The sequence below is a fragment of the Viridibacillus sp. FSL R5-0888 genome (genome assembly GCF_038009105.1).
GTDB lineage: Bacteria > Bacillota > Bacilli > Bacillales_A > Planococcaceae > Viridibacillus > Viridibacillus arenosi.
In genome coordinates this window covers 2,587,178-2,601,707 of sequence record NZ_JBBPAU010000001.1, presented here as the reverse complement: position 1 = coordinate 2,601,707, position 14,530 = coordinate 2,587,178, and the positions used below count along the sequence as shown (strand labels likewise).

Here is a 14,530-nt window from a genome sequence, read left to right as displayed (position 1 = left end):
CGAAAACTTTTTTATGTAAGATAGTTAAAGGGGAATATTGATGGACAAATTGTTTAAAATCTCTAATAGAAATACACCTTCCATATATGATAGTAATACCATTTATAGCAGTTCAGAAGAATGTACTAAATGCGGAAGACATAAAACTGATATAAGTGTCTTAGGAGCCTATTTACCTACATTTAATAAAAATTTCGGATTAATAGAACCACTTGGAGGAATTATTGGTTCAAAGGAAGCCATTCAGTATCTTAGGGATAATAATTTACACGGATTTTCTATAGAAGAGGCTGTCGTAAGCTATAGAAGAAGAGGTTTTATAGAACCTTACTTTCGAATAAAACCAAACTATGAAATTGAATTAAACAGTGAAAAGGGTCCTGGTCCTGTTATTAAGTGTAATCAATGTAATGCGAAAGGCTGGAATGATAAAAAAGGAATTCACATAGTAAAAAATCTTCCTCCAGGGGATTTATTTGTAATACAAAGCACCTGGATTTTGCTTTGCTCGGAAAGGTTTATGAAGATTGCTAAGTCGGTCCCTGATAAATGCTATTTAACTTTTGAACAATGGGACTTTAATTTAGAGAAACCTTATTGAGCTAACGGGTACTTTAGTGAAAGATCGTTAAGTTGCTAGGCTGCTCTTTTTTCTTATTGTGCTAACGCAACTGGTTAGTTGAACAAGGATTTGCAATAAAGAGTAGAGAATAACTCAATAATAAAAAGACCTTTATAGGTATGTGAAGATGTAATAAAAATTTTTTTTGAACGGAACTTGAGGTGAAGATGTGTATATTTTAGATCAAACAAACGAATGGGATGTCAATTTACCTGAGTTCGATGTGCGAAATGACGAAGTTAAAAATCAACGGGAAATGCTTTTTGATTATTTTATTATGAAGGCCTCTTCTGTGAATATATTGGTATACCAAGGTTTAAATGAAGAGAAGATGATAAAGCAAATGAAGAAATTTATGAAAAATAAGCGAGTAAAAATAGGTCATCATGGTAAATGCTACAAGTTCTTTTTAGATGACGCAGCAAGAAGTTGGATTTTAGCAAATAGTATAAGTGAATGTACAAGCGTTATATATGATCAAAATGACATAGCGATTGCGGATTTTTATAGACATGTGTCGTTTTATGAAAAAGTGCCTTTGCCATGTAGTGTGTTGCCGGTGAAAGAGCTACCAATTCAACTTGAAATTTATATTCGTGAAAAAGATAGAGAGTGTGATGTAGATTTACAAGACCAGGCTAAATCGTATTATATTAGTACGGAATATGATTGTATCGAGAAACTTGCTTTTGAAACAATTGAAAACCTTTATTTTTATCCATTGTCTATCTATATTGAAACGCACGATGGAGAGCAGCATCAAATGCAAAAGGATTGGGCGAAGTATGCTGTAGAATATATAGACTCCGGGCAGCGTGTGTTTACCCTTTCTTCAAAAGGAATGTATCATGCGGAAGTCCCAGGCTTCTTTTTAACAGTAAAAAACACAGATGAATTAAAAGTTGTGTTCGAAGAGCTATTTTACTTAGCCTATCAAAACGATACATTCATCGTGTCTCAAAATAAGCTGGATATCCGAACTGGCCGTAATCGAATTTTCAAATCAGGTGATGAAATGGTTTTAACATTCGATCATGATGCACAAGGGATTATCCTATACACTTCACTAAATTTCGAAAAAGTAAAGAACTATTTTACAAGTTTTATGATTACACACATACAACAAGAGAGTTAGGAAACTAACTCTCTTCTTAAATCCGGGCAAGAAAGCAGGAGGAATCACAAGGGTTATGGAATGAGATGAAAAAGAGATTCTTGAAATATCCTCAAATGGTGATAATAGTACCCATTATATACAGAATAACGAACCAGATATAGTAGTTAGTGCAAAAAAAGGCTGATTGACAAAATTTTAATATATTGTGAAAAATTGCACTTAAACTAACGGGTGCATTAACAAAAAGTTATTGAGCTGCATAGACAGCTCTTTTTTTTCTTATTCAATTAATGGGGAAGGTAAGTTGAATAAGAATAATTATGGATGTCAATGAACAAGATACCTATAAAATAAATAGTAGGTGTTTAAATGAAAAAAATGTTTACATTTATTATCTTTGTTATTTTAACTACAACATCGGCTATAGCGTTTGCTAACCTTCCTACAAATACAAAAGCTACAAGAGAAAATTTGTTAGAAGATGCGGTAATTGACCTTTTACGACCACAGATTGGAAAAGTGATAGAAAACCATTATGGAACAACCTTTGAAATTGGAACTTTCTGTGAAAGAATTATTAATATAAAAAAGCTGGACCATCCAGGGTCTTGGCTTTTTCAAACTAAGCTGGAATTTACAACATTTACAGGAACTCATAACTCTTTAGATGTTTTTACTGTTACGTTAAAAAAGATTGGGATTCAAATGATTGGATAATTAAGGAATACAAAGTGAGGAAGTTTGACCCCGAAAAAAATAATAAATGTAGAAGTCCAGCGTAAGAGTAACTTCCTTGTTCAACTAACAGTGCAGATAAAATGAAATCAAATAAGAAACTCGATCCATTAGCCATGGGTCGAGTTTTTTAGTTTAAATTTATTTAAGGCTGTTTTCTCAAGGATTTGTGTTGTTCAACTAACACTAACGGGGCAGGTTAGTTGAACAGATTAAGTGGTTTTAGACCTCTTATACAGGCATACACTTAAATTAAAAAGGAAGTGTATTAACTGAAAAAGAGCAAAGTCACTTTAGTTGGAACCATTGTAATTTTATTCGTTGTAACCTTTCTATTTATCAATAACACCTCGTCAAAAGGAAATATATCCGAAGTTCCACAAAGAATAAGTCCCCAACAACAATCAGAAAGTGAAAAGAAATCAGCGGAGATTGAAATTTTCATCTACGGAGATAGTGGAATCATTAAACAAGTAAATGATGAATTAGTGAAAAAAGGTTATGAATTTCAGACGTTGGTTATGGCACATTCTGTGGATGATGTTCAGGTGAAATATATCTTAAACAATAAAGATGCTACTAAATCTGAACAAGAATCAATAAAATCAATTTTCTTTGAGATAGTAAAAAAGAATAATTTAGATTCTAATACATTTAAACTTAAAGTGGGGGATAGTGATGATGGACCAGATTGGTAATTAGGTTCTTATTTCACTAATGGAGTGCTTTACTTGAAGATCATTGAGTTGCATAGGCAGCACTTTTTTCTTATTGAACTAACGGGGATTGTTAATCCTGATGGAACTATCACATGTGGTAAACATAATGAATTAAAAGATAACCATTCTCTTTATAATCAGCTAGTTATTGCAGATGGCATTATAGACGATGATTATGAAAAGGGAAAAAAGGTGGGAAAATGAAGAATACTTATATTTTCATCATATTATGAAGCATTTCCTCTAGTTATTTTTAAAGTGCTCTCATACGGTAACGAGGCCGTATTCTCTTCTAAATTAATACCAGAGGTTACTGAAGTTTTGGCTGGTTTAGAAATGGGGGTATTCCAATTCGACAGCATTATCACTAAAAACAGGAATACCAGTTGTATTTGTTAGAAAAGAAGCAAAATCCTATGGTACATGTAAACTGGCTGAAGGTATTGAAATTCAAAATAAAAATGTTTGTATTGTCGAGGATGTTGTAACTACTGGTGGACAAATTATGCTAAGTGCTGAAGATTTAAAAAACGTTGGTGCAAAGGTGAAAAATTTGTTATGTGTAATCGACAGAAATCAGTCAGGTAAAGAAAACTTATTCGAAGCAGAATTGCTATTACACTCGCTGCTAACAATGGAAGGGTTACTCGCAGTTACAAAATAAAAAAAGTATAAAATAGTTTTTATTATGTAGGTGACGGAGGCGTTGATCCAAGAAGGGATTAACGCTATTTTTATAGAACTTGTTCAACTAACGGGGTGCTTTAGTTGAAGATCTTGGAGCTATTCAAACAGGTTTTTTTATTCAACTAAAGAGGAAGCCTTAGGGATAAAAGTGATTCATGTTGTGGAAACTATACATAGTGAATAATGAGTGAATGTCATTGTTCGCAAAATACCAATTAACTATACTAAAACTATAGTGTTTAAAATCTGCTTAATCCCTTGATACAAAAGGGATTAGGCGCTTTTTTTGTTGTGATATATTGGAACTTAAAGAAGGATTAACGAAACTACAATCACACTTACAGGTGTTGCTCTTGGCAAAATTAGATATGTAAGTAAATCACGATAAAGATTGTGAAAAAATGTACTTAAACTAACGCAGCAGGTTAGTTCAACAAGCGTGGTTGGATTTGCATTAAATTTCAATCAAAGTAAATTAGTGTTAGTATTAAAATAATGTTTAGTTAATAATCCAAATAGTCAAAGAACAGGTCTGCTATTATGGTTTCAATGAGGAGGAATAACTTATGAAATACATTAAAGGCTTGTATATATCACTTGTACTAATGATGTTAGTTATTTTGGTTAACACAACAGTATTTGAAGATGAATATTCAGGGATTGCTATGTTCATTTGTTTAGGCATATTTTTAATGGGGACAACCTTTTTTATAAATGCCAAACAATTAAAAAATTCGGATGCTTAAATCAAGTTGTTTAACTAACGAAGGCGTTGATTTAAGATGGATTAAAGTTCTTTTTTGGTGGAGTTATTGAATTATATAATTAGTATAGATGGGAATGAGGTTGAATAAATGAGGATCTTAGAGAAAATTATTACCTCTGTGCTTTCTACACTTATCTTTTCTCTGTCTTTAGCATTTTTAGAATATACACCAGTGGCAGAACAACAAGCTGGAATTGGTTATAACTCCTTGGAAGGGCTATTTATCCTATATTTTTTTTATTCATTTCCTATTTATTTATTAGGTGGAGGATTTTATTCTTATTTAGTAGATGTATATTTTGATGTTATTCAATTTTGTAATGAATTTCTAAAATATATTATTGGATTCCTCGTATACATAGCAGGTGGTTTATTAGTTGTTGGAGTACTTTCTGTAATTATATTGCTAACCGACGGGGGTACTGGTGGATTATTTACATTTGGCGCCCTTATGTTTGGTGCCTTGGCAGCTTTATTATTTTACCATATTTCCTTGATTTCTAAAAAAGCATTAAAATTGTTTGCAAGATAGAGAATAGTTTTATCTTCTGTTATCGGGCGTTATTTAATTAGTATCTCTTTTTCTTATTAAACTAACGGGGCAGTTTACTTCAAGAAGGAGTTATACCCTATTTCGTAGAATTAATAGTTAAAAGGGAAATCTGTATATTAATATTTTTAATTTTGGAGGTTTTTACAATATCATACATCAATGATTTATATTATTTACTAGATGCTAATATTATTTGGAACATTATTGAGCTTTTATTTGTTACTTCATGCATTTCAACTATAATATTCATTTTAACTAAAAATCAAAATATCTCAATATTATCATCAGTCCCAGTTTTTTATATCTTTTCATTATTACAATATGGTGTTTCTAATATAGTTGTCCTATTAATTGTATTCATAATACAAGGTGTTATAGTATTTAGGATGAAGAATAAGGTAAGTAGAGATAGTAGAAAAGATCATACTTAAAATTAATGAGGAATCCTCTTTGAGTTAACTTTAACAAAAGGTGGTTCCTCATTTTGTATAATTTGATTTTAGCTACCAGACAACCAAATCGTTACTTAAATTGCTTGCAACCTTATTCAACTAACGGGCAGTTTAGTTGAACAGTAATTGGAACTTTTATGGAATTTTAAGGTCATATATATAAATTGAACTAATAGGGGTGTACGTATATGAAACGATTCAGTATAAGCTCAATAGTCTTTATATTTATAGGGCTTCTTTTCTTCACATTAAACTGGTTAATAGACGGTTATTTTGAACCTATTGTACTTACTGGAGTTATTTTTATAATACTAGGGACTGTATTTTGTTTTTTTGCTATCTCTAAAAGGGAAAAAGGAAGTGTAAAATATATATCACTTACTACCTTTTTCATTATATTATTTTTAGTTACTTGGTTTGAACCATTCCAAGTTCTCCGAATGATGACTTGGATTAAAAATATTATTTAACTAACGGGTGCTTTACTTCAATAAGGAGTAGAGCCTTTTTCTTATTGAACTAACGAGGCAGTTTAGTTGAACAAGGAATTTGTTACATCATGTGTTGAAAAATCATCTCATGTATCAACTCCTTAAATTCATCCTTCTTAAATTCATTCCGCTAACGCTACTGTTGACGAATTAAATGGAATTTTTTATAACGAAGTTCGACTTATTAAATAAAAGGGGAGTTCATATGAAATTTACAAAGACTTTATTTGTTGCATTAGCAATAATTTTATTTGTTATCACGGGTTGTTCTGGAATAGAAGACAAAGGTAAAAATATAGAAGTTGAAAAGCGTATTGGTAATGAAAATAAATATGAAGAATTTAGAGAAATTACTGATAATAAGCAAGTTCAAAAGGTGAAAGATATATTAGATGAGGTTGATTGGAAAAACGCCAAAGTAGAAATGGAACATCCTGCTGATTACAACTTTTGGTTTCGATTTAAAAGTGATAAGATGTCAGCAAAAGTAGTGTTATATAAAATTTGGATAAGTCCAAATAAAGATAAAGTAGAGATCGTGAGAGGTGATAATCAGTATGTTAAATTAAACGTAGAGGATTCTACTGATTTATTTGAAATATTAACAGGAGAAAAGCCTTCTGATTTGTGATTGGACCGTACAAATATTTAAAAAGAGTTTGAATGGAATTTTGAACTTTAATCCTTCTTCAACTAACGGGTGCTTTACTTGAAGATCATTGAGTTGCATATGCAGCTCTTTTTTTCTTTATTGAAATAACGGGGCAGTTTAGTTGAAGAGTGTTTAAACTTGTTGTTCAACAATCGGACCATATTGTTGAATAAGACCCACTATTTTATAGCAACAATCGTTGAGAAAACAGCCTATTTAAATAATCAATTTGTTGAAGTAAATGAAGTAATTTGTAGTACAAAAAAGGATAGATGGAGCAATTCCTATTATGCTCCTCTATCCCTTATTTTTATACTATATAATGTCTGACATCAGAGTTGGTATTTTGCTTTGATCTTCGCTTATTAGATTGATAAAGATAATTATGAAAAATGCCGTTATTCTTTAATGTCCTTCAATTTCCTAATAAGCTTTTCTAACCATTGAATTTCATTCGCAATGTTTTCTGAATAATATGATTGGATAAAATACGCGTTTTCTTTCATTGAATCATCTAATTGGATTTGGTTGTAAATTGCCTGTAATTGTTCTTGCTTCCCTTGTAAAGATTCTAGCTTTTTCTCTAAAATCGGGATAACTAGAGCATTTTCTACATGTCGTAAAAACATGATGCCTACAACCATTTCCCGAATATTATTCGCCTTTTTAAATAGCTCATAAATCTTGTTCGGCAGCTGTTCACGGCCCTTGACAGTGATCGCAAAAACTTGCTTGTCTGGACGATTTTCTTCCTTAATAATCTCACCTGGTTCGACTAGTCCTTGTTTTGTCAGTGACTCAAAATGGTAATAGAGCTTACTTTCAGTTAAGTTGCCCATTTTATCGAATGGAATAGGATTTGATAATTCCTTTTTCAACTTATAAGGATAATTTTCTCCTTCTAATAACTTACTTAAAATATATATTTGGATTGACATGAGGCACCTCCTCCTTTACTGTACCGAACAAATAAGAAAGCTTCAACCTCTTGCGATGATTGAAGCCTTCAATTCTAGTCTTTTAAGATTGGTGTTGTATCTTTACAGGTACATTTACAGGTACATCTTCAGATGCTTCTACAGGTACTTTTTTGTGTACAAGTGTAACGATTAACGCATTAATCAGTACTGCAACTACACCTACTAATACTAAGCCCCATAGGAATGGTGCTTGTTCAGTTGAACCAAACATCACAGCAAAGTAAGATTGTACCGAATGATACATTGGTGTGATATAGCTTACTACATCGAAGTAGCTGTACATCATATCACGTGGCATTGTTGCACCGTTGGCAATAGTTTGTGACAGTAATACTGGAATATTTAAAATCATTCCCGCTTCACCGATTAAGAATGTGAAGATTGCACAGAAGTTAAACGCTACCATGTATAACAATACTTGTTGACCGTAAACTTTGAAAATAGCATCTGTATCTAAGTCTGCAATTAAGACCGCAATACCTACTGCGAAAATAGATGAAACAATTGCAATGATAAGGGCTGATAATTGTACATAACCGAAAAGTTTCGTTCTTGATGTTTTTCCTTTGCTTTGATTGAAGGCTTGTACTAACTGCATCGCTGCAATCATTGCCCCTACGTAACAAGCCATCGTTAAGAACATTGGTAACATGTTGTTTTGCATTCCGTCTGGCACATCGTTCATGATAACGTAGTTGCCTACATAAGCTTGTTCAATTTGTGTTGCAATCGCATCTGCTTGCTCCTCAGGTACGTTCATATTTAAAAGAACGCCTTTCGCTGTTTGTGTTGAGAAGATTGCACTTAATTGATTATTAATTTCTGTTACGACTGATTTCATTGAAGAAGATACCATTGTGGCGCTTGCTTCATTCACTGTGAAATCAATTTGAGCTGACTTACCTGATTGTGCATTCTCAGAAAAGTTTTCTGGAATATGAATCACTAACGAATATTTGTTGTCCCCTAATCTATCTAACGCTTTTTTATTTGAAATATTCGTTGTGATTTCAAATGGTAAGCTTTCTGCTAGTTGATCTGCAATTTGAGTTCCTGCTTCGCCCTCGTCATCATTCACAAGCGCAATTTTAAGCTCGTCCATATTTCCTGGTAATGCTGTGTAACCTAGTAAGAAGATTAATAGCATTGCGACCGCATAAAAAACACCCATAAAGATAGACGCACCAAAGCCTTGTAACTTTGTAAACTGTTTAAATTTCATACTTTACTTCCCTTCTAGAAATATACTCCATTCAAAGTACTCTAATTAGAGTACTTAACTTTTACTATGTTATAGTATTATTTAAGGAAAGTAAAGAGGGCGTTTTTTACCTTGGAGACGATTTTATTGCATCGCAAAAACTAGATAACTTTCTCTAATGACACAGCAATAATTAAAATGGTGTACTTGGATTCGTGCGTTATGTGATGAAAATAACACACAACCATACTATAAAAACAATTTTTTGAGCTTTAATTATGAAAGTTTGAGTTTTCCTCCTATACTACAATTACAGGGGCTTTAGTTGAAAAACTATCTTCCACAATCGGGCGCGATTGTGGAAGAAGCATCGCTTTTCTTATTCAACTAACGGGTGCTTTACTTCAAGAAGGAGTGGAGTCTATTTCTTATTGAACTAACGCAACAGGTTCATTAATTTTATGGAGGTTTTTTATGAAAATAAAAGAAGTAGATAGCAAAGTCATAATAGATGACTTTGAATTTTATGGTCAAATTGAACAAGAGAAATATTGTTCTAAATGCAAGTTTAATTTAGTTTATTATGATGATTTTGAAACGTATTTTTGTCCTAAATGTAATAGTTGGATTGAATCTAAATGTAGTGATCCTAATTGCAAATATTGCCCTAATAGACCAGAAAAACCTTTATCTCACAAGTAGTATTATTCAACTAACGGGTGCTTTACTTGAAGATCATTGAGTTGCATAGGCAGATCTTTTTTCTTATTGAACTAACGGAGCAGGATAATTGAACAAGGTTTGGAAAAACTACCCCTAAAAGGGGTTCGAGAAAATGAAAAAAACAGTTTTTGTAGCATTACTTTTATTAATTTCATTTGGTGCTGTTGAGAAATTATCTGCTCGTTCGTTACAATCAACTGAAGATAAATTTGAAATCGATGAACACCAAGAATTATCAATAAAGCAAGCGATTGGATTAGCATATCCTTCTGCTTTGAAATGGGATGAAAATGCACAATTATTACATGCAGTAAATATAGATTTAGAAGATAAAGCTGAGAAGTCTATTGGAAGTAACGGAAAAAGAAAATATTGGAATATTGCTTTTGGAGTACCAGATACTAATAAGTTTTTTTTGGTAATCATTCATAATGGGAAAATTGATTTAGCAGATGATTTAACAACGCATGATGCATCTCCTTATCCCAAAAAGGAGTTTATACAAATAAAAGATATTAAGTATGATTCACCAGAGTTGCTTAAAACAGCACTGAAAATGGGTAGTATTTATCCTGGTAAAGATTGGGCGAAAGGTTATAATTTTATGCTTAAAAAAGACACAGAGAGAAATATTAACCTAATATTAGTGATAGGTTGGAATAGTGACCAGACAGAAATGAAAGCAGCGGGCTTTAATGCTTCAACAGGAGAATACATTAAACCTAGTTTATAAGTTATTATTCCTTATTAAACTAACGGGTGCTTTACTTGAAGATCATTGAGTTGCATATGCAGCTCTTTTTTCTTTATTGAACTAACGGGGCAGGTTAGTCCAAGAGTGATTTTTGAAGAAAAATCCATTGCTGCAAATAATTAAATGATATACTAATCATAAAATACGTTAAAAAGAGAGGATATACAATATAATGGTTGCAAAGACTAAAGAGGATTTTACTGGATTAAAGGTAATTGGTGAAATTTGTTCTGCTATTCGAGATGAATTAGTCCATAGTACGAAACCTGGAATTACCACAAAAGAACTCGATGAAATTGCGAGAAAGATGTTTGAAAAAGCAGGAGCTCAATCTGCCCCGAAAAGTGAATACGATTTTCCTGGTTATACGTGCATTAGCATAAATGAAGAAGTAGCGCACGGAATTCCGGGGAAACGGGCAATTCAGGAAGGGGACATTGTAAATATTGATGTTTCAGGTTCAAAAAACGGGTATTTCGCAGATACCGGAATTTCCTTTGTAGTAGGGGAAGGAGAGGCAATTTTACATAAAATATGTGACGTTGCTAAAGGAGCATTCGATGCTGGACTTAAGAAGGCAATGCCAGGTTCAAAAATAAGCGCGCTCGGAAAAGCTGCACACAATGTAGCAAAACAGCATGGCTTAACAGTCATAAAAAACCTTACTGGACACGGTATTGGGCGTTCGATTCATGAAGAACCAAAACACATTTTAAATTACTTCTCTCACTGGGATAACGAAATATTAAAAGATGGTATGGTAATTGCCTTTGAGCCTATGATCTCTACATTTGAAGAGGAAGTTTTCCAATCCGAAGATGGATGGACCTGCCTAACCGATAAAAGCTTTGTGGCTCAATACGAACATACGATTATCCTTACCAAGGAAGGACCGATTATTACTACATTGTAAGAGCACTAATACCACAACAAGGCGCGATTGTTTAATAACGTCGCTGTTCTTCTTAAGCTAACGGGTGATTTACTTGAAGATCATTGAGTTGCATATGCAGCTCTTTTTTCTTTATTGAACTAAAGGGGCAGTTTAGTTGAATAAGCGTTGGCACTTTTCTATGTTAATTTCAAACAAAGGATATTAATGTTAATATTAATATCGCCAATAATTTAAATAGTAAAAGAACAGGACTACTATTAAGGTGGAGGTAAAACTTATGAAATACATTAAAGGCTTATATGTATCACTTGTACTAATGATGTTTGTTATTTTGGTTAACACAACAATTTTTGAGGGTGAATATTCAGGGATTGCTATGTTCGTTTGTTTAGGTATATTTATAATGGGAACAGCATTTTTTATAAATACCAAACAATTAAAAAATTAGGATGCGTAAAGCGTAAACACTAACGGGGCTTTTACTTTAAGATGGGATTTAACAGGTCCCATCTTTTTCTTCTTCAACTAACGGGGCAGTTTAGTTCAATAAGGATAACTTTAAGGATGTCGCTAATTTAAAAATCTATATCTAACAAAATAGGCTTATTTTGGTGACAAAGAGCAATTGAAATATGATAAACTTATCTGTATAAATGACCGCAAACCACTGCTATGGCTGACTTTTAAAAAAGGTGTATAAAACACCGTATAATTAATGTACGCCACAAAACGTTGATTTAACAACATTCGTGGCTTTTTGGTGTATTTCCAAACTTTGATTTGGGAACATTTTATCAGCTGCATATGTATAATTTTTCTTCTTATTTTTTAAAAGAATAAGCTACTCACCTGTGTGTGAATCCATAAGCTTTCCTGTCTTTAAATCGTAAATTTTATAATCCATTTCCCACATATGGTCTTTGGTCACCGTAATCTCACAGAAATAAGGAATTGATTTGCCATAAGCATCAAGTTCAGGAATCTCATTGAAGAAACTAAATTGTTCGTCTGTATTAAGCATATTGAAAGTCGAATCAGAAGAACGACCAGATGAAGATATTTCTATCGTGCATTTTCCATCAACAACATCAAAGTCTTTCGTTATTACAGATTTTAGACTTGGAATGGTCATCCATAAAAGTAGGAGTCCCATTAGAAAACCGCCCAGCATTTTAATAGTCGGCCAAAACTCAATTTCTCTCTCTATACACATTAGAATAAAACTAATTACTGTACCTATAACTAAAAGCCCACCTAAACCAAATAACAAATAATAAATTAAAATAATAATCCCTTCCTTACAATAAATAATTACTATATTTACGTTAATTCTATTATAAAAGTTTCAGAAAGGTTCTTCGTATTAATAAATACAATTATTCTGTATCTGTTGGTTCAGAACTTGCATCAGTTTCTTCTACTGTTACTTCTCCTAATCCAGCAGATTCTACATTTTCATCTTTTTTATTTAAGTTAATAGAAATATCATCTACAGCATTATAATATGTATCCTTTATTCGAAAACTGGTGTGTAAATTCCAAGATTCACATTCTAGTATGAATCCAAGAAAACGTATTAAAGATATAATTGCTGAGCCAATTCGGAATTTTTTGAAGTTAAGTGATCAAGAGGAAAATAAACGGATTAATGAATTGCTAGCAATTGTAGGGATGCCAGAGGACGCTAAATATAAATATCCGCATGAATTTTCAGGAGGACAAAAGCAGGTATTGGTATTGCACGAGCAGTTGCTTGTAATCCAAAAATGATTATTGCAGAGCACAAGCGATTTTAGATATGCGTTTACAACGCTTAAAAGGTTTAGAACGTGAGAAAATTGAAGGTGAATATCAAGAATTACAAGCTTTAATTGCTAAATTACGTGAAATTCTTGCAGACGAAGGTAAAATTCGCAAAATCATTCATGACGAATTACTTGAAGTGAAAGAACGTTTATCATTATAACCTTTCCAAAGCGAGATTTGGGGGCTTTTTATGCTTAACGTTGTAAATCTGACTCCATCCCTAATAGAAAAGCTGTTTTCTCAAAGGTTGTTGCTATTCAACTAACGGGGCAGTTTAGTGGAAGAAGAAAATAGCAGAATGAGGTGGATCCATTGATTAAAATAATTGACATTAGTAATAGTAAAAACGCTGTAGATGTTTTAAACATTCAAATACCATCATATAAGGTAGAGGCAGAAATAATTGGTTCATATGATATACCACCATTGAAGGATACAGTTTATACTTTGCAACATTGCGGAGAAACTTTCTTTGGTTATTATGAAAGAAAAGCTTGATCAATACGATGTTATTTGGGTAAGAGGTGGCAATACTTTTGTTCTTGCACAAGCAATGAGATTAAGCGGTTTCGATGAAATCATTAAAAAGTATTATAGAGAAAAAAGAGATATTCTATATGGGGGATATAGTGCAGGTGGTTGTATCCTTGGACCAACTTTAAAAGGCATACACTTAGCAGACGAACCCGAGCAGAAACCTTACGGAAATGAACATCAAGCTATATGGGAAGGTTTATGCATTTTGGATTATGTAATTGCCCCACATTATAAATCAGACCACAAAGAATCTAACGATATGGACCGAGCAATTGAATTTATGATCGAGAATAAAATTCTATTTAAAGCATTGAGGGATGGAGAAGTAATCATAATTGAATAGACCTAATCCCAAATCCCAAATTCTAAAACAGTTCAGCAATCGGGCACGATTGTTTAACAAGCGTCGCTGTTCTTATTAAACTAACAGGTGCTTTACTTGAAGATCATTGAGTTGCATATGCAGCTCTTTTTTCTTTATTGAACTAACGGGGCAGATTAGTTGAATGTATGCATGAAGTAAAAAAAATTTCTGTAACACCAATACTATAAATAATTCTATATTTGTCATACAAATAATTAGTCGTCTTCTTTTTTGTATTGAATTTTAGTTTAAAATAGGATAAAATTTACAAAATTCTATAAAAAAAGCTATGAAAAGAAGAGTAAACATACGTACTATTTACAGAGACCTCTGGTAGCTGAAAAAGAGGGATAGGAAATGTGTTGAAGCAAGGCTTGGAGCTGTGCATTGGATTTGTTTGTTGGAACAATGATGATGCAACGTATTCTCACGTTAACGAGATAGAGTATCGCAGGTGATTTATTCACAAAGCCGTA

General features: G+C 32.6%; 18 protein-coding genes, 2 pseudogenes and 1 other annotated feature (1 of these 21 only partly in view). Of the genes and pseudogenes, 17 read left to right on the top strand and 3 right to left on the bottom strand.

The annotated features are described in order from the left end of the window. Positions 1–40 precede the first annotated feature (40 nt). The 9 genes from MKY02_RS12955 to MKY02_RS12915 all read left to right on the top strand — a co-directional run bounded on the left by MKY02_RS12955 (position 41) and on the right by MKY02_RS12915 (position 6,773). Entirely contained in the window at positions 41–601 is a 561-nt protein-coding gene (locus MKY02_RS12955) for a hypothetical protein (RefSeq protein ID WP_038185112.1), read from the top strand. Positions 602–791: 190 nt separating this feature from the next. Beyond that, entirely contained in the window at positions 792–1,757 is a 966-nt protein-coding gene (locus MKY02_RS12950; protein WP_340711317.1) for a hypothetical protein, read from the top strand. 351 nt (positions 1,758–2,108) lie between these two features. Continuing rightward, a complete protein-coding gene (locus MKY02_RS12945; protein WP_038185110.1) occupies positions 2,109–2,456 on the top strand; it encodes a DUF3888 domain-containing protein in 348 nt (115 codons plus the stop codon). Between the two features lie 506 nt (positions 2,457–2,962). After that, complete coding sequence (locus tag MKY02_RS12940) at positions 2,963–3,172, top strand: hypothetical protein (RefSeq protein ID WP_038185108.1); 210 nt, start codon at positions 2,963–2,965, stop codon at positions 3,170–3,172. 33 nt (positions 3,173–3,205) lie between these two features. Further along, positions 3,206–3,397: a hypothetical protein gene (locus MKY02_RS12935; protein ID WP_038185106.1), complete on the top strand. Its 192-nt coding sequence runs from the start codon at positions 3,206–3,208 to the stop codon at positions 3,395–3,397. A gap of 175 nt (positions 3,398–3,572) precedes the next feature. After that, on the top strand, positions 3,573–3,857 hold the full coding sequence (locus tag MKY02_RS12930; protein ID WP_076066904.1) for an orotate phosphoribosyltransferase: 285 nt from the start codon (positions 3,573–3,575) through the stop codon (positions 3,855–3,857). Positions 3,858–4,446: 589 nt separating this feature from the next. After that, positions 4,447–4,626, top strand: a complete 180-nt coding sequence (locus MKY02_RS12925) for a hypothetical protein (RefSeq protein WP_038185100.1) — start codon at positions 4,447–4,449, stop codon at positions 4,624–4,626. Positions 4,627–4,734: 108 nt separating this feature from the next. Further along, a complete protein-coding gene (locus tag MKY02_RS12920) occupies positions 4,735–5,178 on the top strand; it encodes a hypothetical protein (protein ID WP_076035501.1) in 444 nt (147 codons plus the stop codon). 1,169 nt (positions 5,179–6,347) lie between these two features. Continuing rightward, on the top strand, positions 6,348–6,773 hold the full coding sequence (locus MKY02_RS12915) for a hypothetical protein (RefSeq protein ID WP_038185088.1): 426 nt from the start codon (positions 6,348–6,350) through the stop codon (positions 6,771–6,773). A gap of 419 nt (positions 6,774–7,192) precedes the next feature. On the opposite strand, the gene MKY02_RS12910 is transcribed toward MKY02_RS12915, so the two are convergent. Beyond that, positions 7,193–7,732 (bottom strand): PadR family transcriptional regulator, encoded by a 540-nt coding sequence (locus MKY02_RS12910; protein WP_038185086.1) that lies wholly within the window; start codon positions 7,730–7,732, stop codon positions 7,193–7,195. A gap of 82 nt (positions 7,733–7,814) precedes the next feature. Further along, positions 7,815–8,996 (bottom strand): YhgE/Pip domain-containing protein, encoded by a 1,182-nt coding sequence (locus tag MKY02_RS12905; protein WP_038185085.1) that lies wholly within the window; start codon positions 8,994–8,996, stop codon positions 7,815–7,817. Positions 8,997–9,449: 453 nt separating this feature from the next. On the opposite strand from MKY02_RS12905, the gene MKY02_RS12900 reads away from it, so the two are divergent. From MKY02_RS12900 to MKY02_RS12885, 4 genes are all read left to right on the top strand, one after another. Further along, positions 9,450–9,677 (top strand): hypothetical protein, encoded by a 228-nt coding sequence (locus MKY02_RS12900; protein ID WP_038185084.1) that lies wholly within the window; start codon positions 9,450–9,452, stop codon positions 9,675–9,677. 133 nt (positions 9,678–9,810) lie between these two features. After that, positions 9,811–10,431, top strand: a complete 621-nt coding sequence (locus MKY02_RS12895; protein WP_340711314.1) for a hypothetical protein — start codon at positions 9,811–9,813, stop codon at positions 10,429–10,431. Positions 10,432–10,624: 193 nt separating this feature from the next. After that, positions 10,625–11,365 carry a type I methionyl aminopeptidase gene (map, locus tag MKY02_RS12890; RefSeq protein WP_038185081.1) on the top strand — a complete coding sequence of 247 codons (741 nt, stop codon included), beginning with the start codon at positions 10,625–10,627 and terminating at the stop codon, positions 11,363–11,365. Positions 11,366–11,624: 259 nt separating this feature from the next. Next, entirely contained in the window at positions 11,625–11,795 is a 171-nt protein-coding gene (locus tag MKY02_RS12885; protein ID WP_164491928.1) for a hypothetical protein, read from the top strand. A 393-nt stretch (positions 11,796–12,188) separates the two neighbouring features. Here MKY02_RS12885 and MKY02_RS12880 read toward each other — a convergent pair whose 3' ends face one another. Continuing rightward, a complete protein-coding gene (locus tag MKY02_RS12880; RefSeq protein ID WP_340711311.1) occupies positions 12,189–12,500 on the bottom strand; it encodes a hypothetical protein in 312 nt (103 codons plus the stop codon). Positions 12,501–12,880: 380 nt separating this feature from the next. On the opposite strand from MKY02_RS12880, the pseudogene MKY02_RS12875 reads away from it, so the two are divergent. From MKY02_RS12875 to MKY02_RS12860, 4 genes and pseudogenes are all read left to right on the top strand, one after another. Next, positions 12,881–13,128: pseudogene (locus MKY02_RS12875) on the top strand (ATP-binding cassette domain-containing protein); the annotation flags it as partial. Beyond that, a pseudogene (locus MKY02_RS12870) lies at positions 13,125–13,307 on the top strand (DNA gyrase subunit A); the annotation flags it as partial. The pseudogenes MKY02_RS12875 and MKY02_RS12870, both read left to right, overlap by 4 nt. A 158-nt stretch (positions 13,308–13,465) precedes the next feature. Then, entirely contained in the window at positions 13,466–13,651 is a 186-nt protein-coding gene (locus MKY02_RS12865; RefSeq protein WP_340711310.1) for a hypothetical protein, read from the top strand. Continuing rightward, positions 13,635–14,033 (top strand): Type 1 glutamine amidotransferase-like domain-containing protein, encoded by a 399-nt coding sequence (locus tag MKY02_RS12860; RefSeq protein ID WP_340711692.1) that lies wholly within the window; start codon positions 13,635–13,637, stop codon positions 14,031–14,033. Before MKY02_RS12865 ends, MKY02_RS12860 begins: the two co-directional genes overlap by 17 nt. Before the next feature lie 301 nt (positions 14,034–14,334). Next, positions 14,335–14,530, top strand: a binding site (T-box leader) (it continues 68 nt past the right edge of the window).

Excerpts from the sequence above, each read along its gene's own strand:
- MKY02_RS12910 (WP_038185086.1), bottom strand. The coding sequence starts at position 7,732 with ATGTCAATCCAAATATATATTTTAAGTAAGTTATTAGAAGGAGAAAAT.
- MKY02_RS12895 (WP_340711314.1), top strand. The coding sequence starts at position 9,811 with ATGAAAAAAACAGTTTTTGTAGCATTACTTTTATTAATTTCATTTGGT.
- MKY02_RS12945 (WP_038185110.1), top strand. The coding sequence starts at position 2,109 with ATGAAAAAAATGTTTACATTTATTATCTTTGTTATTTTAACTACAACA.
- MKY02_RS12925 (WP_038185100.1), top strand. The coding sequence starts at position 4,447 with ATGAAATACATTAAAGGCTTGTATATATCACTTGTACTAATGATGTTA.
- MKY02_RS12880 (WP_340711311.1), bottom strand. The coding sequence starts at position 12,500 with ATGGGACTCCTACTTTTATGGATGACCATTCCAAGTCTAAAATCTGTA.
- MKY02_RS12860 (WP_340711692.1), top strand. The coding sequence starts at position 13,635 with ATGAAAGAAAAGCTTGATCAATACGATGTTATTTGGGTAAGAGGTGGC.
- MKY02_RS12885 (WP_164491928.1), top strand. The coding sequence starts at position 11,625 with ATGAAATACATTAAAGGCTTATATGTATCACTTGTACTAATGATGTTT.
- map (WP_038185081.1), top strand. The coding sequence starts at position 10,625 with ATGGTTGCAAAGACTAAAGAGGATTTTACTGGATTAAAGGTAATTGGT.
- MKY02_RS12920 (WP_076035501.1), top strand. The coding sequence starts at position 4,735 with ATGAGGATCTTAGAGAAAATTATTACCTCTGTGCTTTCTACACTTATC.
- MKY02_RS12955 (WP_038185112.1), top strand. The coding sequence starts at position 41 with ATGGACAAATTGTTTAAAATCTCTAATAGAAATACACCTTCCATATAT.
- MKY02_RS12900 (WP_038185084.1), top strand. The coding sequence starts at position 9,450 with ATGAAAATAAAAGAAGTAGATAGCAAAGTCATAATAGATGACTTTGAA.
- MKY02_RS12915 (WP_038185088.1), top strand. The coding sequence starts at position 6,348 with ATGAAATTTACAAAGACTTTATTTGTTGCATTAGCAATAATTTTATTT.
- MKY02_RS12905 (WP_038185085.1), bottom strand. The coding sequence starts at position 8,996 with ATGAAATTTAAACAGTTTACAAAGTTACAAGGCTTTGGTGCGTCTATC.